General features: G+C 68.1%; 22 protein-coding genes and 1 CRISPR repeat array. Of the genes, 3 read left to right on the top strand and 19 right to left on the bottom strand.

What is annotated here, in order from left to right:
* Position 1: 1 nt before the first annotated feature.
* From cpaB to ACFQB0_RS11150, 8 genes are all read right to left on the bottom strand, one after another.
* Entirely contained in the window at positions 2-742 is a 741-nt protein-coding gene (gene cpaB, locus ACFQB0_RS11185) for a Flp pilus assembly protein CpaB (protein ID WP_386731403.1), read from the bottom strand.
* Between the two features lie 18 nt (positions 743-760).
* Positions 761-1714 carry a pilus assembly protein TadG-related protein gene (locus ACFQB0_RS11180; RefSeq protein WP_386731400.1) on the bottom strand — a complete coding sequence of 318 codons (954 nt, stop codon included), beginning with the start codon at positions 1712-1714 and terminating at the stop codon, positions 761-763.
* Between the two features lie 5 nt (positions 1715-1719).
* Entirely contained in the window at positions 1720-2124 is a 405-nt protein-coding gene (locus ACFQB0_RS11175; RefSeq protein WP_386731398.1) for a TadE/TadG family type IV pilus assembly protein, read from the bottom strand.
* A gap of 99 nt (positions 2125-2223) precedes the next feature.
* Positions 2224-2412, bottom strand: a complete 189-nt coding sequence (locus ACFQB0_RS11170) for a Flp family type IVb pilin (protein WP_386731395.1) — start codon at positions 2410-2412, stop codon at positions 2224-2226.
* Positions 2413-2977: 565 nt separating this feature from the next.
* Entirely contained in the window at positions 2978-3634 is a 657-nt protein-coding gene (locus tag ACFQB0_RS11165; protein WP_386731393.1) for a prepilin peptidase, read from the bottom strand.
* A gap of 2 nt (positions 3635-3636) precedes the next feature.
* Positions 3637-5019: an FAD-dependent oxidoreductase gene (locus ACFQB0_RS11160; protein WP_386731390.1), complete on the bottom strand. Its 1383-nt coding sequence runs from the start codon at positions 5017-5019 to the stop codon at positions 3637-3639.
* Positions 5020-5028: 9 nt separating this feature from the next.
* Positions 5029-6099 carry a polyprenyl synthetase family protein gene (locus tag ACFQB0_RS11155; protein WP_386731387.1) on the bottom strand — a complete coding sequence of 357 codons (1071 nt, stop codon included), beginning with the start codon at positions 6097-6099 and terminating at the stop codon, positions 5029-5031.
* A gap of 55 nt (positions 6100-6154) precedes the next feature.
* Positions 6155-6820 carry a class I SAM-dependent methyltransferase gene (locus ACFQB0_RS11150; RefSeq protein ID WP_386731558.1) on the bottom strand — a complete coding sequence of 222 codons (666 nt, stop codon included), beginning with the start codon at positions 6818-6820 and terminating at the stop codon, positions 6155-6157.
* A 234-nt stretch (positions 6821-7054) separates the two neighbouring features.
* A CRISPR array of direct repeats spans positions 7055-7325; the repeat unit is 27 nt; unit sequence GGAGGCCTTCGCGCGCGGGGGAGGGCT.
* 235 nt (positions 7326-7560) lie between these two features.
* On the opposite strand from ACFQB0_RS11150, the gene ACFQB0_RS11145 reads away from it, so the two are divergent.
* The gene (locus ACFQB0_RS11145; RefSeq protein WP_386731385.1) at positions 7561-8808 is read left to right on the top strand and encodes an isochorismate synthase; all 1248 of its coding nucleotides are present in this window, start codon (positions 7561-7563) and stop codon (positions 8806-8808) included.
* Between the two features lie 87 nt (positions 8809-8895).
* Here ACFQB0_RS11145 and ACFQB0_RS11140 read toward each other — a convergent pair whose 3' ends face one another.
* From ACFQB0_RS11140 to ACFQB0_RS11130, 3 genes are all read right to left on the bottom strand, one after another.
* On the bottom strand, positions 8896-9756 hold the full coding sequence (locus tag ACFQB0_RS11140; RefSeq protein ID WP_386731383.1) for a PPK2 family polyphosphate kinase: 861 nt from the start codon (positions 9754-9756) through the stop codon (positions 8896-8898).
* 345 nt (positions 9757-10101) lie between these two features.
* Complete coding sequence (gene menD / locus ACFQB0_RS11135; protein WP_386731380.1) at positions 10102-11922, bottom strand: 2-succinyl-5-enolpyruvyl-6-hydroxy-3-cyclohexene-1-carboxylic-acid synthase; 1821 nt, start codon at positions 11920-11922, stop codon at positions 10102-10104.
* Positions 11915-12289 (bottom strand): PLDc N-terminal domain-containing protein, encoded by a 375-nt coding sequence (locus ACFQB0_RS11130; RefSeq protein ID WP_386731378.1) that lies wholly within the window; start codon positions 12287-12289, stop codon positions 11915-11917. The genes menD and ACFQB0_RS11130 overlap by 8 nt, the downstream gene beginning before the upstream one ends.
* A gap of 220 nt (positions 12290-12509) precedes the next feature.
* Between ACFQB0_RS11130 and ACFQB0_RS11125 the strand changes: the two genes are divergently transcribed.
* Positions 12510-13025, top strand: a complete 516-nt coding sequence (locus ACFQB0_RS11125; protein ID WP_386731376.1) for a DUF4229 domain-containing protein — start codon at positions 12510-12512, stop codon at positions 13023-13025.
* On the opposite strand, the gene ACFQB0_RS11120 is transcribed toward ACFQB0_RS11125, so the two are convergent.
* The 3 genes from ACFQB0_RS11120 to ACFQB0_RS11110 all read right to left on the bottom strand — a co-directional run bounded on the left by ACFQB0_RS11120 (position 12939) and on the right by ACFQB0_RS11110 (position 16371).
* Complete coding sequence (locus ACFQB0_RS11120; protein WP_386731555.1) at positions 12939-13865, bottom strand: 1,4-dihydroxy-2-naphthoate polyprenyltransferase; 927 nt, start codon at positions 13863-13865, stop codon at positions 12939-12941. The two genes, ACFQB0_RS11125 and ACFQB0_RS11120, sit on opposite strands and share 87 nt — an antisense overlap.
* 263 nt (positions 13866-14128) lie before the next feature.
* A complete protein-coding gene (locus tag ACFQB0_RS11115) occupies positions 14129-15430 on the bottom strand; it encodes an AMP-binding protein (protein WP_386731373.1) in 1302 nt (433 codons plus the stop codon).
* Between the two features lie 2 nt (positions 15431-15432).
* Positions 15433-16371: a 1,4-dihydroxy-2-naphthoyl-CoA synthase gene (locus tag ACFQB0_RS11110; protein WP_386731371.1), complete on the bottom strand. Its 939-nt coding sequence runs from the start codon at positions 16369-16371 to the stop codon at positions 15433-15435.
* Between the two features lie 459 nt (positions 16372-16830).
* On the opposite strand from ACFQB0_RS11110, the gene ACFQB0_RS11105 reads away from it, so the two are divergent.
* On the top strand, positions 16831-17859 hold the full coding sequence (locus ACFQB0_RS11105; RefSeq protein WP_386731369.1) for an o-succinylbenzoate synthase: 1029 nt from the start codon (positions 16831-16833) through the stop codon (positions 17857-17859).
* A 148-nt stretch (positions 17860-18007) separates the two neighbouring features.
* Here the strand turns inward: ACFQB0_RS11105 and ccsB are convergent, their stop codons facing one another.
* The 5 genes from ccsB to ACFQB0_RS11080 are packed head-to-tail and all read right to left on the bottom strand — an operon-like array spanning position 18008 to position 22723.
* Entirely contained in the window at positions 18008-19006 is a 999-nt protein-coding gene (ccsB, locus tag ACFQB0_RS11100) for a c-type cytochrome biogenesis protein CcsB (protein WP_386731553.1), read from the bottom strand.
* A 49-nt stretch (positions 19007-19055) separates the two neighbouring features.
* Entirely contained in the window at positions 19056-20741 is a 1686-nt protein-coding gene (resB, locus tag ACFQB0_RS11095; protein ID WP_386731366.1) for a cytochrome c biogenesis protein ResB, read from the bottom strand.
* Positions 20725-21480 carry a cytochrome c biogenesis CcdA family protein gene (locus ACFQB0_RS11090; protein ID WP_386731364.1) on the bottom strand — a complete coding sequence of 252 codons (756 nt, stop codon included), beginning with the start codon at positions 21478-21480 and terminating at the stop codon, positions 20725-20727. The genes resB and ACFQB0_RS11090 overlap by 17 nt, the downstream gene beginning before the upstream one ends.
* Positions 21481-21482: 2 nt before the next feature.
* Positions 21483-22076 carry a TlpA family protein disulfide reductase gene (locus ACFQB0_RS11085; RefSeq protein WP_386731361.1) on the bottom strand — a complete coding sequence of 198 codons (594 nt, stop codon included), beginning with the start codon at positions 22074-22076 and terminating at the stop codon, positions 21483-21485.
* Positions 22076-22723 (bottom strand): histidine phosphatase family protein, encoded by a 648-nt coding sequence (locus tag ACFQB0_RS11080; RefSeq protein WP_386731358.1) that lies wholly within the window; start codon positions 22721-22723, stop codon positions 22076-22078. Before ACFQB0_RS11080 ends, ACFQB0_RS11085 begins: the two co-directional genes overlap by 1 nt.
* Positions 22724-22788: the final 65 nt, after the last annotated feature.

Raw genomic sequence — 22788 nt, 5'->3', positions numbered from 1 at the left:
CTCACGGGAACACGATGCTTCCATCGACGGAGCGGGAACCGCTTTCGTCGGCGCCCTCCGGTTCGAGCGTGAGCCAGATCGTTCCGAACTGCTGGCCCCACACCAGGGTCTCGACATCGGGGGTGCTGCGCGCGAGGGTGATCATGAGCGCGCTCACGGGATCGCTCGGCGCCTTGGCCCCGTCGGTGTTCGGGGCGACGACCGTGCCCGGCTGCACTGAGAGCACGAGCACGCGGTGGAACGCCTGCCTGGTCAGCGACACCTCGTCGCCACTCCCCGCGGGTTTGATCGTGGCCGCGATCACGACGCCGACGGTGTCGCCGGCCTTCACCGTGCCGCCGACCACCTGTTCGACGGGCAAGGCGATCGTCACGGCCTGCATGCCGACCGGAACGGCCACGTCACCCTGGGCCGCCAGTTCGGCCGGGTCGACCCAGCGTGAGGCGAGCAGCTGCTCGCCCGGCTCGAGCTCGACGTCAGCGACGAGGCCCGCCAGGTCACGGAGATCGATCACCCGGCCCTGCGCAGCCGCGGACGCCGGTAGCTCGGCCGTGGTGAGGTAGGCGGAGAGCTCTTCGGCGGGAGTCCCGCCGGGAACCTGCTTCTGCACGAGATAGACCGGCACGAGCTCAGCGCCGGCCGCTGCCCGCGCATCCGCACCGCGCACGTAGCCGATGAGCACGACGGTTCCCGCGACCGCGAGCACGATCGCGAGAATGGCTCCGATGAGTCGAGTCTTCATGAGGCTCCGTCGTTCCCGTCAGTTCTTCAGACGCGCGATGGATGCGCCGAGATCCGGCCCGCCGAGCTCCACCGCGGCCGCGTCGACCGAGACCCAGTGGTCGAAATACCCCTGGATTCCCCGACAGTTGCCGGTGCAATGCGGAGCGGCCGGGTCGAGGTCGACGGTCGGCATCTTGTTGCCACCGCTGAACTTCCACCCCGTCACCGTGAAGGCTGCGAAGGCGTAGATGTGGTACCACTTCGCCGGCCCGCTCACGACGTCGGCACCGTCGAAGATCGGAATGAGGATCGTCTTCCCCGCGAGCTCGGCCATGCCGGGATCGCAGACGCCGGGGTAGGAGTTGCCCGGCTCGCTCGGCGCGGTGGCGTCGTCGAGGTCCACGAAGGCCTCGCACAGTCCGCTCACTCGTTCGAGCCAGCCGAAGCCGCCAGGGATCGGATGGCCATCACGACCCTTGCACGAGACGTTCGTGTCATAGCGGATGAGCTGAAGCGTGCCGTCGAGGGTCGGCCGGAACTCGCAGAATGACAGAGCGATCGGCAGCACGACGGCGCTCGCCTTGGGCGGACCCCATTCGGCTGTCGCGCTCGCCCGCACCGTCGTCGAGTCGATGCCGAGCACGGCTGCGAAGGGGTGGTAGATCGCTGGAGCGTCCGTCCCCGCGACGCGTGTGCTGTCTGTGATCACGACCGTATGGGCGTTCGGAAAGCTCGGTGCGAGGGTGTTGGCCGCTCCGTCGTTCGCATTCGCGTTCGCGAAGCTGGCCGCCTGGCTCCACGCGTTGTCGCACACGCCGTCCCCCGCACAGTTCTGGGCGACGGCGAGCGCTGCGGCATCCGCGCCGTTCTGCAATTGCCCGCGCTCGACGTACAGCGCTCCGACGTCGAGGGCGATCGCGAGGCACCCGATGAGGGGCACGATCATGATTCCGACGAGCACGGCGCTCGCACCGCGCTCGGACTGGAGCAATCGAACTATCCGCCGCATAGCATGACTCCCTTGCCGCTCAGGGGGATCTCGACCCCGAAGAATCCGGTCATGAGCGCGATGTCGTAGTCGATCGTTACGGTGACGGTCGACCCGTCAGCGCACGTATCCGGGCTGACCGTGATGTCGCTGGAGGCGATCGCCGGCGAGACGGATGGTGCGGCGGCACTGGCCGCGCTCCTGGCCTGCGCCGCATCGTTGTGGATCGCCATGACCCTCGCACCCTCTCGTGCCGCATTGCTCAGCGAGATCTGCACGTTGTAGACCCTGCTGAACTCGAGCAGCCCGAGCACCAGCATCAGCAGCACCGGCAGCATCAGAGCGAACTCCACAGCGGCAGCACCGCGTTCGCCGCCGGGGCCGCGAACGTGTGCGCTGAGGAAACGGTGCATGGGGGATCCTTCGTTCGTCGTGATCGGTGGTGGCTTCCGGCCTCGGGAAGCCACCACCGGAACGCAGGCACGATGGCTCGCGGGACGTGTCGGGCGGTCTTACGGTGTCGTCGTGAGTTTCACGCCGACGGCGTCGAAGATCTTGTCGAGGTTGGTGCCGATCAGGGTCACGGCGGCGATGATGACGACGGCGATGAGGGCGACCATGAGGCCGTACTCCACGGCGGTGGCGCCGTCTTCGCTGCGCATGCTGTTGATTCGAGCCTGGATATCGGTGAGGAGCTTCATCGTGCAGTCCGTTCTGTGAACTGCCGGCCGGGGCTGGCCGGCGGGTGTTCGTCACGGTAGTGAAGAGTGAGGAGCGCTCACTAATCCCCAGTGGGAGGGAGACTCGAACAGGGGGTGAAATTGCCAATAAAATCCCTGATGGCACACAAAATACCGCGACCACTCGAGTCGCGGTGGCATGCGAGTCCAACGCCTACGGAAGTGCGGAGTTCGGCGGTCGTCGTGACGCGCAGGCGCCGTCCGTGGCGCACCCCTGCACCGCGAACGAAATGTGGTGGATAGTACCCATGACAGGCCTCTCGATTTCCCTAGCGAGATCACCGCCGGTTCAGATCCGGCGCTCATGCTGCGTGAAAAATCTAGTGATATCGATGGAGATCGATCAGTCCCCCTACTGGGGCGCGGGTTTCCGAGCGTTTTCGCGTCATAGCGGAGTCCTCCATGTCTCTTCACGATGAATCCTCTCCCTGAATGACGCCGTCAGCGTCGACGCGATGGAACATGTAAGGTCGACCGTCTCCGCACAGGGATGAGCGCAGGGATGATCGAAGCCGGCGAGGTCCGGTCAGGAGAGCAGGATCGCGAGCAACGCGCCCGCGAACATCGACGGCCCGAACGGAATCGAGCTCCGAAGCCCGGCCCGGCCGCTCAGAAGGGCGACGAGCGCGGCGACACCGCCAACGAGGAACGCAGCGACGAACCCGACGAGCCAGGTGGACCAGCCGAGGTATCCGAGCGCCACGCCGACGAATCCGGCGAACTTCACGTCGCCCATGCCCATGCCGCGCGGCGAGATCAGGGCGAGCACGAGATAGGCGGCGAACAGTGCCGCACCGCCGAGCGCCGCACCGAGCAGGGCCGACCAGCCACCGGAGAAGGCGGCCGCTGTCACGAGAAGCACGAGCTCGATACCGATCGACGGCAGTACGATCGCATTCGGCAGTCGCTTGTCGGCGAGGTCGACGACCGCGAGCAGGACGCCGGTCAGCGCGAAGAACAGATAGGCGGGCGTCTCGGATGCGAGGCCGAAACGCCCGACGACGAGCGCGAGCGACCCGCCCATTGCGACCGCCGCGCCCCAACGGGCAAAGGCCGGGAGCGGTCGCCGCGGCCGCAGCACCCGCTCGGCGGCGACGGCGAGCCACCAGCCGACGACGAGACCGGCCAGAACAGCCCCGACCAGCAGTGGCAGAGTCGCGAAAATCGAGGGGGCAGATGTCACGGTCAGGCCTTGGCGGCCCGTCCCAACGAGATGTCGACCATCTCGTCGCGCGGGACGACCTTGACCCGCGCGCGGCCCTGCTTCTCGCCGAGGGCCATCTCGTGCACATCGAGATTGCGCCAGCCGTCGAGGGTCGTGTAGTCGATGCCGCGTTCCTCGAGCATCGCGACGACGCTCTCCTCGGACTGCGATTCCGGACGCCACCAATTGCCGAGATCGTTGATGAGGTGGCGCACGGTCTCCATCGCATCGGACTTGGTATGGCCGATGAGGCCGACGGGGCCGCGTTTGATCCATCCGGTCGTATAGACGCCGTACATCTGCTGGTTCGATCCGTCCGGGTTGCTCTTCACGAGCACCTGCCCTTCGCGGTTCGGGATGATGCCACGCCTCTCGTCGAAGGGGATGCCGGGCAGCGGAGAGCCGAAGTAGCCGACGGCACGGTAGACCGCCTGCACGGGGATCTCCCGGATCTCGCCAGTGCCGACGACGCCGCCCTCACCGTCTGGTGCGGTGCGTTCGTAGCGGATGGCGCCGACCCGACCGGTTCCGTCGTCGGCGATCTCGAGCGGCTTGGCGAAGAAGTGCAGATGGAGGCGACGGCTGGCCCGACCGACCTCGCGCTGGCGCCACTGATTCAGCACCTTGTCGATCACGAAGACCTGCTTGTTGCCGCTCACGGCAGCGCGGGCGGCATCGTCGTAGTCGAAGTCCTCGTCGTAGACGATCATGTCGACATCGCGTAGTTCGCCGAGTTCGCGCAGTTCGAGCGGGGTGAACTTGACCGAGGTCGGTCCGCGTCGGCCGAACACGTGCACATCGGTCACAGGCGAGGCCTTGAGCCCGTCGAAGACATTCGCAGGGATCTCGGTCGGCAACAGGTCCTCGGCGTGTTTTGCGAGCATCCTGGCCACGTCGAGCGCGACGTTGCCGTTCCCGATGACGGCGACCTGCTCGGCCTCCAGCGGCCAGGTGCGGGGAAAATCGGGGTGCCCGTCGAACCAGCTCACGAACTCGGCGGCGCCATAGCTGCCCTCGAGCTCGACGCCGGGGATGTGCAGCTCGGCGTCGCGCACCGCGCCGGTCGCGAAGATGACGGCGTTGTAGTGCCTCTTGAGATCGTCGAGAGTCACATCCTCGCCGAAGCGAACGTTGCCGAAGACACGGATGTCGCCGCGGTCGAGCACCTCGCGCAGAGCGGTGATGATGCCCTTGATGCGCGGGTGGTCTGGAGCGACACCGTAGCGCACGAGCCCGTATGGCGCCGGCAACTGGTCGAACAGGTCGATCGAGACGTCGAAGTTCCTCTCGGCCCTCAAGAGGATGTCTGCGGCGTAGATGCCGGCCGGGCCTGCGCCGACGATGGCCAAACGGAGCCTGGTCATGGATTCGTCCTAACTGGAACGCTCGACAATGGTGTCGGCGAACCGGGTGAGCGCCTTCTTCACGGAACCGTCGGGCAGCGGTCCGAGTGCGGACACCGCCTCACGCGCCCATCGGTGCGCTTCGGCGAGGGTCGAGGCAGTGGCCTCGTGGTCGCGCAGCTCCGCGACCAGGGATGCGGTGGCGTCACGAGGGTCGAACGGCACGCCGACCACGTCACGCTCGAGGCGTTCGAGCAGTTCGGCGGATGCCGCGTCCGACCTCGCCGCCTCTCGCAGACGCAGCAGGGGCAGCGTCACGACCCCGGCATGCAGGTCGGTTCCGGGAACCTTGCCGGTCGTCTGCGGCTGGGGCGAGAGATCGATCACGTCGTCGATGAGCTGGAAAGCTACGCCGATCCGCTCGCCGAAGTCGGCGACGGGCTGCTCGAGCTCGCCGGGGGCCTTCGAAAAGATGACGCCGGTCTGGGCCGCGGCGGCGATGAGCGAGCCGGTCTTGTCGGCGAGCACCCGGATGTAGTGCTCGAACGGGTCGTCCTCGGGGCCGGGGCCGACCGTCTCGTGAAGCTGGCCGAGCACGAGACGTTCGAAGGTGTCGGCCTGCAGCCGGATGGCTCCTTCGCCGAGTCCGGCCATCAGCTGACTCGCGCGTGCGAACAACAGGTCACCAGCGAGGATGGCGACGGAGTTTCCCCATACCGTCTGGGCGCTGGGGACGCCGCGCCGCTTGTCGGCGTCGTCCATGACGTCGTCGTGGTAGAGCGATGCGAGGTGAGTGATCTCGATCGCCTCGGCCGCGATGACGACCTCCTCGGTGACGCCGGAGCCGAGATGTGCCGTGAGCAGGGTGAGCATGGGACGCACCCGCTTGCCGCCTGCATTGAGCAGATAACGCGTCGTGACATCCGCTACAGTGTCGGCGAAACCGACTTCGCGCAGCAGGCCTTCCTCGACGCGGTCGAGACCGGCGTCGATCGACCTGGCCAGCACACGATCCTCGGACGTGGCGAAGATGCGCTCACTGAGGCCCAACTGCGATGCGAGGGCGGAGCCGCGACGCACGATGGGAACGCTCGGTTTCACGGTTCCAGCCTAGCGATTGCGGGCGCGGCTGACGTCCATGGTCGGCACAGCGGGCTCAGGACGCCGACGATTTGATGCCGCGGTGCAGCGCGACGATCCCGAAGCTGAGGTTGCGGTGCCCGACCGCGACGTATCCGGCGTCGCGCAACCAGACGGCCAGTGAGCGCTGGTCCGGCCAGTCGCGTATGGACTCGTTGAGGTAGTCGTAGGCGGAGTCGTTGGAACTCGTGAGCCTGACGAGAGACGGCATGACGTAGCGCTGATACGCCGAATAGCCGAAACGGACGAGCGTCGCGGGCGGCGTGGAGAACTCGCAGATCACGATCCGTCCGCCCGGCCTGGTGACGCGATAGAACTCCGCGAGCGCCTTGCGGGGTTCGACGACGTTGCGCAGGCCGAAGCTGATCGTCACGGCGTCGAACTCGTCGTTCGCGAACGGCAGGGCCGTCGCATCCGCCTGCACAAACTCGATGTTCGGGATTCCGGCCTGCCGTGCTCGCCCGACCTCGACCATGCCCGGAGAGAAGTCGGCCGCGATGATCGTTGCCCCACTCCTGGCGAGGCTCGCGCTCGAGGTGCCCGTCCCCGCTGCGACATCGAGGATGCGCTCTGCCGGCCTCGGCGCGACGGCGCGCGTCGTCGCTGTGCGCCAGAGGGCGGCACTACCCATCGAGAGCACGGCGTTGGTGCGATCGTAGCCCGCGGCGACCTCGTCGAACATGGCGGCTACCTGCGCCGGCCGCTTGTTGAGGTCTGCCTTCGTCACTCCTGCAGTCTATGTGCAGCGGTAGCTGCGCCGACGGCCTGCGGTTATGGCGCAGCAGCCCGCGGTGCAGCCCGCGGTGCAGCCCGCGGTTTCGACACGCTCAACCAGCGTCGGCCCGCATCCGCTGAGTGAGCCTGTCGAAATCAGAGGGAGGCAACCGGTTTCGACACACCCAACCGACGCCGATCCGGAGGCCTTCGCGCGCGGGGGAGGGCTAGGGGCAGAATTCATTCACCCCCGGGCCATCCGCGGAGGCCTTCGCGCGCGGGGGAGGGCTTCCGCGGTCGTCACCGTCGGGGCTGTTCTCGAAAGGAGGCCTTCGCGCGCGGGGGAGGGCTAGGTGAACGACTCGTACACCAGTGGGCCGTTAGAGGAGGCCTTCGCGCGCGGGGGAGGGCTCGATGCTGCCCCGTCGAAGATCCTCGCCCACCGAGGAGGCCTTCGCGCGCGGGGGAGGGCTTCTCTCGCGATCGCGGCCTCCGCTCCGGCCGAAGGCCTCCCCTGCGGTGACTCGACTCCGACCGGTTCAACCGGCGAGGTCAGGCATCAGTTCAACGCCAGAGCACACAGGCTCCCCGTCATGGCACACAGGCTCCCCGTCAGACACGCAGGCTCCACGAGGTCGGGGCACGCAGGTTCCAGCGGAGGATACGCTCGACGACATCCGGGGCCACGCACGAGCGTAGGCTGATGTCGTGACTGTTACGGAGACCCGCGTGCAGGCGCTCACGGTTGAAACCACCGCGCTCGACGACATCCGCCAGCTGATCCCCATCGTCGACCCGCGTAGGCCACTGCTCTGGCTGCGTAAAGGCGAGGGCCTGGCCGGCATCGGCGAGGCGTTGCGGCTCGAGTTCTCGGGCCCAACCCGCGTGTCCGATGCCTCAGCCGCCTGGCGCGAGGTCGTCGCCCACGCGACCGTCGTCGACCCGCTCGGCGTGCCAGGCTCCGGCCTCGTCGCCTTCGGAACGTTCGCCTTCTCGGCGTCCTCGGCGGAGACGAGTGCGCTGATCGTGCCTGAGACGATCATCGGCCGGCGCGACGGCCGCTGCTGGATGACACGCATCGGAGCGACGGGAGCGGCACCGCCATCCGTTCCCCCAGTATCCCGAGCCCTCGGCGACGAGTACCGCATCGCGCTGCTCCCTGGCTCGCTCAGCGCCGACGGCTTCACGACTCTCGTCGCGAAAGCGGTCGACCGCATCGCGCACCGCGAGGTCAGCAAGGTCGTGCTCGCCCGCGACCTCGTCGGCCACCTTCCGCCGGAGTCCGATCTGCGTCGCGTCGTGCGCGATCTGGCCCTCGGCTACCCCGACTGCTGGACCTACGCCGTCGACGGTCTCGTCGGCTCGAGCCCCGAGACGCTGATCCGGGCGCATCGCGGCGAGCTCAACGCGCGCGTGCTCGCCGGAACGATCTCACGAGGCCCGGACGCCGCATCCGACCAGGCGGCGGCCGTCGCCCTCGCAACCTCGGAGAAGGACAAAGACGAACACGAGTTCGCCGTGCAGAGCGTGCTCGCCGCGCTGCGTCCGCATGCCTCGCATCTCGCGACGAGCGAGGTTCCCTTCACGCTCAAGCTTCCGAACCTCTGGCACCTCGCGACCGACATCGAGGGCAGCCTGAGCGACGGCTCGACCTCGCTCGACCTCGTCGCGGCGATGCATCCGACGGCGGCCGTGGCCGGAACCCCGACGGACGCCGCGCTCACACTCATCGAAGAGCTCGAGCCGTTCGACCGCGGACGCTATGCCGGGCCGGTCGGCTGGGTGGGCGCCGACGGCGACGGCGAGTGGGCGATCGCGCTGCGCTGCGCCCAGGTGGCGCGGAACGGCGACATCCGCGCCTATGCCGGATGCGGCATCGTGGCTGAGTCGGTCCCCGAGCACGAGCTCGCCGAGTCACGCATGAAGTTCCGTCCGATCGTCGAGGCCTTCAACTAGGCCCACGGAGACCTGCCGAGTTGCGCGGCCGGGGGTGCGCATCCGGCCGCACCCCGAAGGCCGGGCAACTCGGCGATGGGGTTGCGTTCAGCTCGCGGCGAGGCGCATCTTCTCGGCCTCGACATCGAAGTCGGCGGGCGGCCATGCGAGTCCGAAGCGCTGCAGGGTGTCGATGAGCAGGTGCTGAACGGCGAGGCGCGCGTACCATTTGCTGTCGGCGGGAACGACGTGCCAGGGCGCAGCAGTCGTCGAGGTCCGGTCGAAGACGAGTTGGTAGGCATCCTGATAGGCCGGCCAGAGCAGCCGCTCGTCCACGTCCCCGGGGTTGTACTTCCAGTTCTTGTCGGCCCGGTCAAGACGTTCGGCCAGACGGGCTTTCTGTTCCTCCGCGCTGATGTGCAGCATGACCTTGACGATCGTCGTCCCGTTGTCGACGAGCTCCTGCTCGAAGTCGTTGATGGTGCCGTAGCGTTTGTCGATGACATCCGGAGCCGCGAGTTCGCGTACCCTGGCGATGAGAACATCCTCGTAGTGCGAACGGTCGAAGACCCCGATCTTGCCGGCGCCGGGGATTCGCTTGCGGATGCGCCAGAGGAAGTCGTGCTCGAGTTCCTCCTTCGTCGGCGCTTTGAAGGCGTAATGGGCGATGCCCTGCGGGTCGACCGCGCCGACGACGTGACGTACGATTCCGCCCTTGCCTGCCGTGTCCATCGCTTGAAGCACGAGCAGCACGGAACGCGTGTCGCCGGCGGTGCTCCCCGCGAAGAACATCTCCTGAAGCTTCGAGAGGATCGCCGCGCCTTCCGCGAGCGCGGACTCGGACGATCTCTTGTCGCCGTCGAAACCGGGGCGCGAGTCCGTGTCGACCTCTGCGAGCACGAATCCCTCGTCGACGCGCAATAGGCGTGACGGGTCGTCGCCCCAGAACCCCTCGGTCGGTGCGGTCATGATGCCCCTTTCAGTCGGTAGCCATCATCCTGCCGCCTCAGACGGGTGGATGTCGAGGCGTACCACCGACCCGAACCCCACTCGACCCCACTCGAACCCACTCGAACCCACTCGAACCGGCAGTAGCCGCCCTTCTGGGCGCTGAGAAGGGCGGCTACTGCCGGTTCGCGCACTTGGTAGGGCGAGGGCTAGGGCGGGCGAGGAGCGGGGGCGAGCGAAGAGGCGGGGGCGAGCGAAGAGGCGGGGGCGGGAAGCGGGCGGGAAGCGGGCGGGAAGCGGGCGGGAAGCGGGCGGGAAGCGGGCGGGAATGGAACGGACGAGCGGAAGGAAGCGCGGCGACGACACTCAGCGCGGCAGCGGAACTTCGAGAATGCTCGGCGAGGGCGGCGGTGAGGTCAGCGCGTCGTCGAGCTCACCACGCGTCTCCGCCAGGGCGTACTCCCAGCCGTAGGCCGCGGCGAGCGCCGCTAGATCGACGGCCTGCGGCGTGTAGAGCACACGATCGAGTGCGGCCCGCGGGGCGGTTCCGGCGACCTCGAGCGCGTCGAAGATCGTGCCGCCCCCGTCGTTCCCGACCACGAGCTGAATGCGCGGACGCGATTCTCCCGCGCCCAGCAGAAGCGAGCCGGCGTCGTGAAGGAAGGTCAGGTCGCCGAGAAGCACGCGCGTCGTGCCCCGAGCGGATGGCGCGGCGTCCGCCCTTCCCGGCGCCTGGCTGCCGATGGCGATGCCGAGTGCGGTCGCAACGGTGCCGTCGATGCCGGCGAGGCCCCGGTTCGCATGCGCGAGAATGCGCTTGCCGGGAACGACCCTATCGGCGTCGCGGATGAGACGGCTCGCGCCGAAGACGAGGCGGTCGTGAGGCCAGCTGGCACGCCAGACCGCGTCGACGAGCATCCGTCGCGTGACCGGCGTGCGGAGGGCGGCGAGCTCGGTGCGCACGTATTCGCGCTGCGCAGAGAGCTCCGGTTTGCCGTCGAGGCCAAGCCGGGTGGGCACGAACGGAGAGACCTCAGGCAGACCCGCGTCGACGAGGTTGCGACTCGAGGTGACCCAGCGTCCGAGCCATGTCCGCGCCTCACGCTCCTCCTCGATGCTTCGTCGCGGTAGCGGTAGCACGTCGATCCGGCGCGCGAACGCCTGCGCACGATGCCCGGGGTTGAACCACTCGTCTCCCGTCGGCGAGACGACGACCGTCTCGACGCCGTCGCGCTGGAGGAGAGCCGGCACCTCCCGGCTGAGCGTCGGATGCCCGAACACGATCGCGCGTTCGACGCGCGCGCCGAAGTCGGCGTCGCCGAGGAGTCCACGATAGGCGACGACGAGATTGGGGCCGAAGTGCGCCCCGCTCGACACCTCCGCGAGCAGTGGCCACCCCCCGGCCCGCGCCGTGGCCTCCGCCTCGGCTCCCGCGCCATGGCCGGCGACGACGATCGTGCGCGGACCATGCCCGATCGGCAGGACAGAGGCCACGCGATCGTCCCGCTCGCCGACGCAGACCGCCGGAGCGCGAAAGGCCATCCCGTCCGCCACGACGGCTTCGGCGAGCATGGCAGGCACTGCGCGCGCAGCATCCAGAGTCACCGCTGCCGAGAGCGGCTCCCTCAATGCGAGGTTGAGGTGCACGGGACCGGGGTCGAGCGTGGCGAGCCCGGTGGCGAATGCGAGCGCGAGGTGGGCCAGATCCGTTGCAGCCTCAGACTCGGCGTCTCCGCCCTGTGGTGCCGGCACGTCTTCGCACAACCGCACGGCATCGCCGAACAGCCCCGGCTGCGCCGTCGTCTGATTCGAACGGATGCCCCGCAATTCGGCCGGCCGATCTGCGGTGAGCAGCACGAGCGGCACCCCGGAGTGGTGCGCCTCGAGCACGGCAGGGTGCAGATTCGCGACGGCGGTGCCGGAGGTCGTCACGACGAGCGCAGGGAATCCGGTCTCGATGGCGAAACCCAGCCCGAGGAACGCGGCACCGCGCTCGTCGATGCGAACATGCAATCGCAACGCGCCGACCCGCTCGAGCTCTGCGGCTGCGAGCGCGAGCGCCTGCGATCGCGATCCCGGGCACAGCACGACGTGACGCACGCCGAGGCGCACGAACTCGCTCAGCAGGGCGAAGGAGAAATCGGTGGCCGGGCTGTCGCTCTGCGACATCCGAGGCAGTTCAGGCATCTGGCCGGCTTGGCTTGTCGCCGTCGGTGGATTCCGTGCCAGGGTCGAGCCTCTTGTCGAGATCCGCAAGCTCTTGCTCGAGCTTGCGGATGCGGTCCTCCTGGGCGGCGTCGCGGTCGAGACGCTTGAGGAAGTCGGGGTCGTCGTCCGGCGCCACCGTACGAGTGCGGTCCCCCGTGCCGCGGCGACCCCGGCCGACGATCAGCCAGAGCACCGCACCGACGACCGGCACGAGAACGATGACGAGGATCCAGATGTAACGCGGAAGCCCACGGATGCGATTGCGGTCGAAGAATGCGCAGTCGACCGCCATGTAGACCGTCAACACCACGACGGCGATGGCGATGCCGAACAGCAGGCGGGACATGACGATCAGTCTAAGCCGCGCCGCTGCCCGTTGGCTGGGCGACTGGCTCGAACATCGAGGCGTTCCCCACCGGTGGACGACACGGTCGAGCTGTGCCGCCACCGCCACGCCGCCACCGCCACGCCGCCATCGCCGCGCCGCCACCGCCACGCCGCCATCATCGCCGCCGCCACGTCCGCCATCGGGCGGCAACCGGGCACGCAGCTTAGACTTGTGCCTCGTGAAAGCCCCCTCCTGGTTGACCTACACGATCCCGCGCGTGCTCGCGTTCGCCGTGCCTCTTACGCTGCTGTTGCTCGTCAACGTCAACCCATGGATCTCGGCGCTGCTCGCCGCGGTGATCGGACTGTGCGTCTCCTACATCTTCCTGCGGCGTCCGCGCGAAACCGTCTCACGCGAGCTCTACGAACGGCGCCATGGCGACAATCCGACCATCAACGTCGACGACGAGAGCGAAGACGCGGCGATCGACAATGCGGATATCGCGAAAAGCTCGGCAGATACCCCGACCTTGCCGGACGCCTCCACTGCGGGCCCGGACCCAGCCGACTCGAACCCAGCGAACTCGAACCCAGCCGACTCGGCCGCCATCGGCACAGCGACGATCCGCCCGGCCGGTGGCGACCCGGCCGCGCCATCCACGCCGTCGTCAGAACGCGAAGGCGGCACCGAGCCCCACGCCGAAGGCGAGCGCGGTGAAACTGCTCAGCCTGAGGGCGAGAACAAGCTCCTGTGACGACCTCGCGGTCGTGACGATGAGGCACGCGGGGAGCGCGAGCAGCAGCGCGAAGAACGTGAGCGACGCGAGCGGGTAGAAGAGCGAGAAGAACGCGATCGCCCCGAACGGCAGCAGCAGGAAGACGCAGAACAGCACCCGGGATGCCACAGGCCCGATCAGCACCGCGAGGGTGCGCTTGCCAGCTGCTCTGTCCGGTCCGATGTCGCGCAGGTTGTTCACCATGAGCACCGCGCAGGCGATGAGACCGATCGCGATACCTGACAGCCAGCTCTCGGTGTTGACCTGCAGCGCCTGCACCCAGGTCGTGCCGCAGGTCGCGACGAGGCCGAAGAAGACGAAGACGACGAGTTCGCCGAGGCCGTAGTAGCCGTACGGCCTTCTGCCGCCGGTGTAGAACCAGGCAGCCGCAATCGCCAACGCGCCCACCGAGATGAGCCACCACTGCTGGGTGACCACGACGACGGTGAGACCGGCGACGGCGGCGAGACCGAAGAATGCCAGGGCGACCGCGAGCACGTGCCGGGGCTTGGCCGCGCCCGAACCCGTGAGCCGCGCCGGCCCCACGCGATGATCATCGGTTCCGCGTACGCCGTCGGAGTAGTCGTTGGCGTAGTTCACGGCGATCTGCAGGCACAGCGCGACGACGAGGCACAGCAGCGCACGCACCGGATGCCACACGCCGTCGCCGTTTGCGACGACCGCCGCCCCTGTGCCGAGCGCGACGGGCGCGATCGCGAGCGGCAGGGTGCGCAGGCGCGCCCCAGACACCCAATCGGCCGCGGTCGCCGGCTTGACCCGCGGCTTCATGCCCGGCCTTCCGCGTCCGGCGGGGTTCATACGCTGTTGCTTGGGCCTCGACGGCCGGGATCCAGATGCCACGCTCCCATGTTAACGAGGCGCGGGCCGTGCGATGGTCCCGCCCGCGTCCTGGCAGCCCTTCGCCCCATCCATTCCCCGTTCACTTGCCGCTCATGACGCTGTTCCAGCGTGGCGTTCCAGCGTGCAGTTCCAGCGTGGCGTTCCAGCGTGCAGTTCCAGCGTGGCGTTCCAGCGTGGCGTTGGGATCACACGGGCCGACACGACATCAGCGGGACGACCCGTCAGCTGGCGCGGTCGGCGACGAGCGCCGAGAGCGCCCGGCGATCGGGCTTGCCCGACGAGAGCATCGGCATGGAGTCCACGATCACGAGCTCCCTCGGCCGGGCGGTGACTCCGAGCCGGGCCGAGACGAACCGGCGCACCGAGTCGAAGGCCGCGGTCGGATTCGGAACCGTGTTCGGGTCGTCGGCCGCGCTCGCGGCCTGCACGGCCTCCGTCACCACCACCGGCGCCTGTCCCCACCGGGCGTCGTCTGCGGCGACCACGACCGCATGCTCGAACCCGGGATGGCGGCGCACGACGAGCTCGACCGCATCGATGGATACCTTCTCGCCTCCCGAGATGATCACGTTGTCGGCCCGCCCGAGCACCCGCAGTCGACCCTCGGCGTCCAGCTCGCCGAGATCACCCGTGCGATACCAGCGTCTGCCGTCGTGCTCCGGGAACGCCTCTTCGGTGCGCTCCGGGTCGCCCACGTATCCCTGCGCGAGCACGGCACCGCTCAGCTCGACGAGCCCGCCGACGACGCGCATCCGCGTGTTTCCGATGGGAACGCCATCGTAGACGCATCCGCCCGCCGTCTCCGAGGAGCCGTACGTGCGGGTGACGACGATGTCGAGCGCTTCGGCGCGTTCGAGGAGAGCCGGAGGTACAGCCTGTCCGCCGACGAGGATCCGGTCGAAGTGCTGGAGCGCGGCGAGCAATCGGGCGTCGTCGACCGCCGCGTCGAGAACACGCGAAAGCTGCACGGGCACGAGTGAGGTGAATGTCCGCTCCCCGGTCATGCGGGCGGAATGCTCGCCGAACACGATGGGATCGAAACCTCCAGGCGGCAGGATGAGCGGATCGGTTCCGGCTGCGATCGAGCGCACGAGCACCTGGGCACCGGCGATGTAGTGCGCGGGAAGAGCGAGCAGCCATTGTCCGGCCCCCCCGAGCGCGGCAGCGGAGGCGGCAGCGGACGCGAGGAGGGCGTCGGTGCTGAGCGCCACACGCTTCGGCGCCTCCGTCGATCCGGATGTCTCGATGACAAGTGCGACGGCGCGGGGAACCTCGAGCGGTACCCTGTCGCGCTCGCGTGCGACTCGCCGGCCGCCCCCATGGCCATCACCTCGCCGATTGAGCCTGTCGAAGTCAGCCGGACTCCCGCCCCCCGCACGGTGCGAGGACCCGAACTGCGCTCGGCGCCCGGGTGCCGGCGTGATCGGGAGCACCGCCGGTCCATCTCCGCTCAACGCGGCTCGGAGCGCGACGAGAACCTCCGCCGGCCGCGAGCCGTCGACGAGGCGCAGCAGCCGAGTCATCCCTAGTACCGCCAGGGAAAAGGAGCCCAGTCCGGTTCGCGCTTCTCCAGGAAGGCGTCCCTGCCCTCGACGGCCTCGTCGGTCCCGTAGGCCAGCCTCGTGGCCTCGCCTGCGAAGACCTGCTGGCCCACCAGGCCGTCGTCGACGGCGTTGAAGGCGAACTTGAGCATACGGATGGCCGTCGGCGACTTGGTCAGGATGTCGCGGGCCCACTCGAGCGCGGTCGGCTCGAGTTCGGCATGCGGCACGACGGCGTTGACCGCGCCCATCTCGTAGGCGCGCTGCGCAGAGTACTCGCGAGCGAGGAAGAACACCTCACGCGCCGACTTCTGCCCGATCTGACGTGCGAAATAGGCGCTCCCATAGCCCGCGTCGAACGATCCCACATCCGCGTCGGTCTGCTTGAATCGGGCGTGCTCGGCGCTCGCGATGCTCAGGTCGCAGACGACGTGCAGAGAGTGCCCGCCACCCGCTGCCCACCCGGCAACGACGGCGATGACGACCTTGGGCATGAACCGGATGAGCCGCTGCACCTCGAGGATGTGCAGGCGGCCGACCGAGGTCGGTCGCCGATCGTTCCTCGCGAACGCCTGGTCGTCGCCGGGCTCCACCGTCGAAGGCTCGTACAGGTAGCCGTCGCGCCCGCGGATGCGCTGGTCGCCTCCCGAGCAGAACGCCCAGCCGCCGTCCCTGGTGCTCGGGCCGTTGCCGGTGAGCAGCACGACGCCGATGCGCGGGTTCGTGCGGGCATCCTCGAGCGCCGCATAGAGCTCGTCGACGGTGTGCGGGCGGAAAGCGTTGCGCACCTCGGGCCGATTGAAGGCGATCCGGGCGATCCTGCCATCGGTCGAGTGGTGGTACGTCACGTCGGTGAGGGTGCCGAAGCCCGGAGCCGCCTGCCACTGCGCCGGGTCGAAGATCTCGGATACCTGAGCGGTCATGGCTTCAAGCCTACGACCACCCGTGCGAAGGATCAGAGCGATGAGGCCGCGAAACCGGCCATGAGGCCTGCGATGACCGCGGATGCCCACATCGCGACAACGATGACGCCAGACCATGGAAGCCAGAGCGGCGAGCACGGCCAGAACACAGCCGACGCCGACGAGCACTTGGCGGAACGTCGACGGCACGGTGACAGGACTCGACCGCGACGTCGTTCTCGAACAAGCCACCGAGCCCGCAAACCCCGCCGTCCTCACTACTCTCCCCGCCGACTCCCTCTGCTCACTGCACACCTGTTACCCCCCTGCTGCCGCAAGCCTAACCGCGCCAGCCCGTTCACGACTCAGGCGGTTGTCGACGACCGAGCGCCACCCGGCCGGTTCGCGGCCTCCAGACGGGAAACCGCCCGGGTCGTGAACGCACGGGCGGTGCGAGACCGACGGTGCAAGACTGAGAGGATGACGCTGCCGCAGCCGCCCACATCCTCACCTTCGCCGACAGGGGTCCCTCCGCTGGGCGAACTCCTCACCGCGGCCCGCGTCGTGTCGTTGCCGCTCGTCACGCACTTCCGGGGCATCGACGTTCGTGAGGCGATCGTGATCGAGGGGCCGTTCGGCTGGACCGAGTTCTCGCCCTTCGCCGAGTACGACGACCACGAGAGCGCTGCCTGGCTGGCTGCGGCGATCGACTTCGGCTGGAACGAGACCCCGATGACGGTGCGCGACGTCATAGGCGTGAACGCCACCGTGCCTGCCGTCGCCCCTGGACGAGTCGCGAGCGTGCTGGCGCGCTTCCCGGGTTGCCGCACGGCGAAGGTCAAGGTCGCCGGAGGCGATCAGACACTCGCCGACGACGTGGCGCGGGTGCGCGCGACCCGTGAGGCACTCGGTCCCGAGGGACGCATCCGGGTCGACGCCAACGGCGGCTGGAATATCGACGAGGCTGAGCACGCGGTTCACGCCCTGGCCGGGTTCGATCTCGAGTACATCGAGCAGCCGTGCGCGACGATCGAGGAACTCGCCGAGATCCGGTTCCGCACGAAGTACATGGGCATTCCTATCGCGGCCGACGAGAGCGTGCGTCGTGCGGAGGACCCGCTGGCAGTGGTGGACGCCGGAGCCGCCGATCTGCTCGTGATCAAAGCACAGCCGCTCGGCGGCATCCGCAACGCGCTCTCGATCGTCCGACGCGTCGGACTGCCCGTCGTCGTGTCGAGCGCGCTTGAGACCTCGATCGGACTCGCCATGGGAGCCCATCTCGCCGCATGCATTCCAGAACTCGAATACGACTGCGGACTCGGCACAGCATCGCTCCTCGCGGCAGACGTCACGACCGATCCGCTGCTGCCCGTCGATGGCGGGATCCCGGTGCGACGGGTGACGCCGAGCGGGGCGCTGCTCGAACGCCATGCGGCGGCTCCGGGGCGGGCCGATTGGTGGCTCGCGCGGCTCGAACGCTGTCACGCGATCCTCGCCGGACGGCTCTGAGCCGCCCGTACCGGGTATCTCGATACCGGCGGCTCAAGGAACGAACCGGAACCCGATGGCTCGAGGGCGGTCGAGAACTCGCAGACCCGAGGGAGCGAGCGGAGACACGCTGGCTGAGGGAGCGCCACGCAGTCGGTGCCGAGTTGAGCTAGAGCCCCGAGTAGGCGTGCAGGCCCTTGAAGAACAGGTTGACGATGGTGAAGTTGAAGAGCACCGCCGAGAAGCCGACGATCGCGAGCCACGCCGAACGCGAGCCACGCCATCCGCGGGTCGCCCGTGCGTGGATGTACCCGGCGTAGATGGTCCAGATGATGAACGTCCAGACCTCTTTCGTATCCCAGCCCCAGTAGCGCCCCCAGGCCCTCTCCGCCCAGATCGCGCCGGCCATGAGCGTGAAGGTCCACAAGATGAAGCCCACGATGTTGATGCGGTAGGCCAGGTTTTCGAGCCTTTCCGCCGAGGGCAGGGTCGCGAGCAGCCTCAGCCTCACCGCCTTCGCCTCTGCGACGAGAGCATCGCGTCGCGATTGCAGGAGTTGCACGACCGAGAGTCCGAACCCGATGGCGAAGAACCCGACACTCGACGAGGCGACGAAGACGTGGATGACGAGCCAGATCGACCGCAACGCCGACGGCAGCGGCACGACGCTGACGTAGAAGTTCACGGCGGCGAGACCGAGCAGCACGAGCACGAGCCCCGTGACGAAGGTGCCGAGGAAGCGCAGGTCGACTTTGAGGTTGACGAGCAGATACACGGTCACGATGATGAGGGTCCCCGTCATGGCGAACTCGTACATGTTCGCCCACGGCACCCGCCCGGCGGCGAGGCCGCGAGTGAACACGGCCGCGAGTTGCAGCAGCCACGCGATGATCGTGAGAGCGATGCCGACGCGGAGGGAGGGCGAACGTCCGTAGCCGAAGGAGGCGATGGGCGGTGCCTTCTCGAGGGTGGAGGTGCCTGCGCGGCTGCCGGTGCGGCTCCCGGCATGTCTCGTGGAGGCTGCGATGGTTTCGACAGGCTCAATCAACGCCGAGGGCTCAACCGGCCGGGCGGACTCGACCAACGAGGAGATCCCTGCCGAGACCGCGCCCGACCGCCTGGCCAGGTCGATCGCGTAGGCGATGAAGGCCAGGGCGTACACCGCCATGGCCGAATAGAGGCAGAGAACGGAGATATCGTCGAGGAGCAGCACGGTGTCAGCCTAGATCTGATTGGCCCGCGGGGGCGAGTGGAGCGGTGAATGCGGCGGAATGCCTCTCGGCGACGGCGGCGACCGCCTCCTCGAGGGTCGGGTCCTCGCCGCGCGCGAGCCCGGCGTACTCGATGCGGAGCGAGCCGTCCTCCCGCTCGACGACCTTGACCCATATACGACGGCGCGGGATGAAGAGCGAGGTGAGCAGGCCGAGCAGAACAAGCACGGCGAAGAGCAGCACCCAGCCCTGCGTTGGGTCGTTATGGATGTCGAGCGAGGCGAAGCGCAAGACGCTGTGCGAGTAATCCGTCGTCTCGGCGGGATCTGCCGGGGCGTTGGGGGCGGCATTCTCGAAGGTGACCGTGCCAAGTCCGTTCGGCAGTTCCTGGGAACGGCCCGGCATGAGTTCGATCGACTTCACGCCCGTGTCGCCGCGCGTGAGCTGGGTCATCGAATCGGTGTTGAGCGTGTAGACCGAGGTGGGGATGCCACCGTCGATGCCGAGATCCCCCGCGAACACATCGAGTGTCAACACCGGATATTCGAGGTCGGGAAAGCTCGAGAAGTACGGCTGCTGCTGAGCGGCCTGCGTCGGGTAGAAGAAGCCGATCATGCCGATCTGCTCTGCGAGTCCGTCGGGAACCTTGACGACTCCCAACGAGGTGAGCTGGGCATCCTGCGGCAGAAAGGGGATCGAGTCGGTGAAGACGACGGTGCCCTCGGGGTCTCTCACAGTGATCGTCGGCGCATAGCCGTTGCCCAGGAGGTAGATGTCGGTGCCGCCCGTGCGCAAGGGCTCGTTGACCTTGACCCTGCCCGGCTCGGGCTTCTCGCCCTTGTGCTCGACGGTGACGTTCGCGGCGAAGTCGGTGGGCTGGCCGAAGGCGTCACGGTTCTCGGTCTCGTAGGTGACGTCGAAGCTGTCGAGGGTGAGCTTGTACGGTTCGAGGCTGCCAGGGCTGAAGAAACGGCCAGGGTTGTAGGACTCGTAGGCGAGCAGCGAGTTGACGAACGACTGACCCTCGACGACGACACGCTGACCGGTGAAGCCGAAGCCTCCGCCGAAGCCGACGGCCACGAGAATTCCAATGAGCGCGGAATGGAAGACGAGATTGCCCGTCTCGCGCAGGTAACCCCGCTCAGCCGATACCGAGAGCTCTTTCGCGTCGGTGAAGACCGCCACCCGATAGCCGCCGGAACGCAGTTGAGCGCGCGCCGCCTCGACGACGGATGCGGCATCCGCGACGCCGGCCGGAACCTCGCGCTCGATAAAGCCGGCCAGACGTGCGAGCCGCGCCGGGGTCTTCGGCGGCTTCGCCCGCAACGCCTGGAAGTGATACCGGGTGCGCGGGACGACACACCCGATGAGCGATACGAAGAGCAGGAGGTAGATGCTCGAGAACCAGACGGAGGTATAGACCTCGAACGCCTGGAAGGTGTCGAGGACCGGTGCGAGATCGGGGTTGTCGACGAAGTACTGAGTCACGCCGTTGGGGTCGCTCGATCTTTGCGGCACGAGGCTGCCCGGCACGGCGGCGATCGCCAGCAGCAGAAGCAGGAAGAGGGCTGTGCGCATGCTCGTGAGCTGACGCCAGAGCCAGCGCAGCCAGCCGACGAAGCCGAGCCTGGGCTGGTTGATGCCGCCGTCCGCCGGTTGCCGCGAGTCGATGTGGTCAGATGGCCGGGACAAAACCGGAGATCACCGCCTGCAGTTCGTAGATCCAGACCGTCCATTGCCCCGAGACCATGAGCAGCCCGATGATGACGAGCAGTGTCCCGCCGATGAGGTTGATCGTACGGATATGCCGTTTGAGGAATGTGACGGAGCGGGTCACCCAGTCGAGGCCGAGGGCTACGAGCAGAAAGGGGACGCCGAGCCCGATGCAGTAGGCGAAGCCCAGCAGCGCTCCTCGACCCGCCGAGCCGGCGTCGGTGCTGAGGGTGAGCACGACGCCGAGGGTCGGGCCGATGCACGGCGTCCAGCCGAGCCCGAACACGATGCCGAGCAGCGGAGCTCCTGCGATGCCGGTGACCGGCCGCCATGACGGCTTGATCGTGCGCTGCAGGAGCGTGAACCGGCCGACGAAGACGAGACCCATGACGATGACGATGACCCCGAGAACCCGGATGATCAGGTCTTCATAGACCTTGAGCCAGAGCCCGAGCACGCCGAAAGCAGCTCCGTAGGCAACGAAAACGACCGTGAAACCGAGCACGAACAGTGCGACCCCGAGCAGTAGCCGATGGCGCGATCGACGTGCGGCCTCCTCGTCGGCCGATACCTCGGCGAGACCACCGACATAGCCGAGATAACCGGGAACGAGCGGCAGCACGCACGGCGAGAGGAACGACACGACGCCGGCGACGACCGCGATGGGAACGGCGGCGAGAAGTTGACCGCCGAGAACGATCTCACTGACGCCGCCCACGGCTACTCGCCCTCCGCGATGGTGTCGCGAATGAGCGTCTCGAGGATGGACCGCTCCTGGAGCTGGCCAAGGATGCGTGCGGCGACACGGCCCTGCGCGTCGAGCACGAGTGTCGTCGGAACGGCGTTCGCCGGCACCTTGCCGGTGAACGCGAGCTGCACCGCCGCGTCGTTCGCGTCGATGACAGAGGGATAGGTGACGCCGAAGGTCTTCTCGAAGGCTGCGGCGGTGTCGGTCTGGTCGCGCACGTTCACGCCGAGGAAGCTCGCACCCTTGCCGTCGAACCGCTCGTTGAGCGCTTGGAGGTCGCGGGCCTCTGCGCGACACGGCGCGCAGCTCGCAAACCAGAAGTTGACCACGAGCACCTCACCGGCGTAATCGGCGGAGGTCACGGTCGTGCCGCTCTCGGTCGTGCCGCTGAACTCGATCGGCTCGTCCCGGTTCGACACGTCAATCTCCGTAACGGCGCCGTCGCCCGCGATGTAGTTCTTGTTGCTGCCCTCGCGGTACTGCTCGGCGAGCGGGTCGTTCGAGCAGCCGGCAAGCAGCAGCGCGAATGCCACGGCGACGGCGACGGGTGCGAGACGTCTGCGCATCAGACCGCACCCACATCTGTCGCCGACGAGGCGAGCGTGGCCGCGGGCTCGGCATAGCCGGTCTCGACGAAGGTGCCGCCGAAACGACTGAAGCTCGTCACGCTCGAGAGGCCGCAGCGCCGGGTGCGCGGATCGTGCCAGAGTCGCTGCCCGGCGAGCGCGCGGTGCACCATCCAGATCGGCAGCTGATGACTCACCATCACGATGTCGCCGTCGTCCTCGGCATCCCAGGCGGCGTTCATGGCGGCGATCATCCGGTCGGCGATCGAGCGATACGACTCACCCCAGCTCGGTCGGAGCGGGTTGAGCAGGAAGGGCCAGTTGCGTGGGTCCGTGAGTGCGGAGCCCTTGCCACGCATCCGCTTGCCCTCGAAGTGGTTGGACGGTTCGACGATTCGAGACTCCACCTGGGCGGCGAGGCCGAGGGCCACGGCCACGGGCTCGGCCGATTCCCGGGCGCGCTGCAGCGGGGAGACGTAGAGGGCGACGTAGTAGGACCCACGGGCGGCAAGGTCGTCCGCGGCGGCGGCGGCCATCGTCCGGCCGAGCTCAGAGAGCCCGTAGCCGGGGAGGCGTCCGTAGAGCACTCGCTCGGGATTGTGCACCTCGCCGTGCCGGACGAGGTGCAGCTGTCTGGCTACTACCACGGCACCCAGTCTACGGAGCGTAGAACCGTGAGCTTGCCGAGAGGATGGCCGCCGGCGCGAAAGGT

Source organism: Luethyella okanaganae (assembly GCF_042660285.1).
Taxonomy (GTDB): domain Bacteria; phylum Actinomycetota; class Actinomycetes; order Actinomycetales; family Microbacteriaceae; genus Luethyella; species Luethyella okanaganae.
The sequence above is the reverse complement of the archived record's forward strand: the minus strand, read 5'-3'. Positions and strand labels throughout refer to the sequence as shown.

Coding starts and splice junctions, on each gene's coding strand:
- cpaB (WP_386731403.1), bottom strand. CDS start 742: ATGAAGACTCGACTCATCGGAGCCATTCTCGCGATCGTGCTCGCGGTC.
- ACFQB0_RS11175 (WP_386731398.1), bottom strand. CDS start 2,124: ATGCACCGTTTCCTCAGCGCACACGTTCGCGGCCCCGGCGGCGAACGC.
- ACFQB0_RS11170 (WP_386731395.1), bottom strand. CDS start 2,412: ATGAAGCTCCTCACCGATATCCAGGCTCGAATCAACAGCATGCGCAGC.
- ACFQB0_RS11160 (WP_386731390.1), bottom strand. CDS start 5,019: ATGACCAGGCTCCGTTTGGCCATCGTCGGCGCAGGCCCGGCCGGCATC.
- ACFQB0_RS11150 (WP_386731558.1), bottom strand. CDS start 6,820: ATGTTCGACGAGGTCGCCGCGGGCTACGATCGCACCAACGCCGTGCTC.
- ACFQB0_RS11140 (WP_386731383.1), bottom strand. CDS start 9,756: ATGACCGCACCGACCGAGGGGTTCTGGGGCGACGACCCGTCACGCCTA.
- menD (WP_386731380.1), bottom strand. CDS start 11,922: ATGCCTGAACTGCCTCGGATGTCGCAGAGCGACAGCCCGGCCACCGAT.
- ACFQB0_RS11130 (WP_386731378.1), bottom strand. CDS start 12,289: ATGTCCCGCCTGCTGTTCGGCATCGCCATCGCCGTCGTGGTGTTGACG.
- ACFQB0_RS11120 (WP_386731555.1), bottom strand. CDS start 13,865: ATGAACCCCGCCGGACGCGGAAGGCCGGGCATGAAGCCGCGGGTCAAG.
- ACFQB0_RS11115 (WP_386731373.1), bottom strand. CDS start 15,430: ATGACTCGGCTGCTGCGCCTCGTCGACGGCTCGCGGCCGGCGGAGGTT.
- ACFQB0_RS11110 (WP_386731371.1), bottom strand. CDS start 16,371: ATGACCGCTCAGGTATCCGAGATCTTCGACCCGGCGCAGTGGCAGGCG.
- ACFQB0_RS11105 (WP_386731369.1), top strand. CDS start 16,831: ATGACGCTGCCGCAGCCGCCCACATCCTCACCTTCGCCGACAGGGGTC.
- ccsB (WP_386731553.1), bottom strand. CDS start 19,006: ATGGCGGTGTACGCCCTGGCCTTCATCGCCTACGCGATCGACCTGGCC.
- ACFQB0_RS11085 (WP_386731361.1), bottom strand. CDS start 22,076: ATGCGCAGACGTCTCGCACCCGTCGCCGTCGCCGTGGCATTCGCGCTG.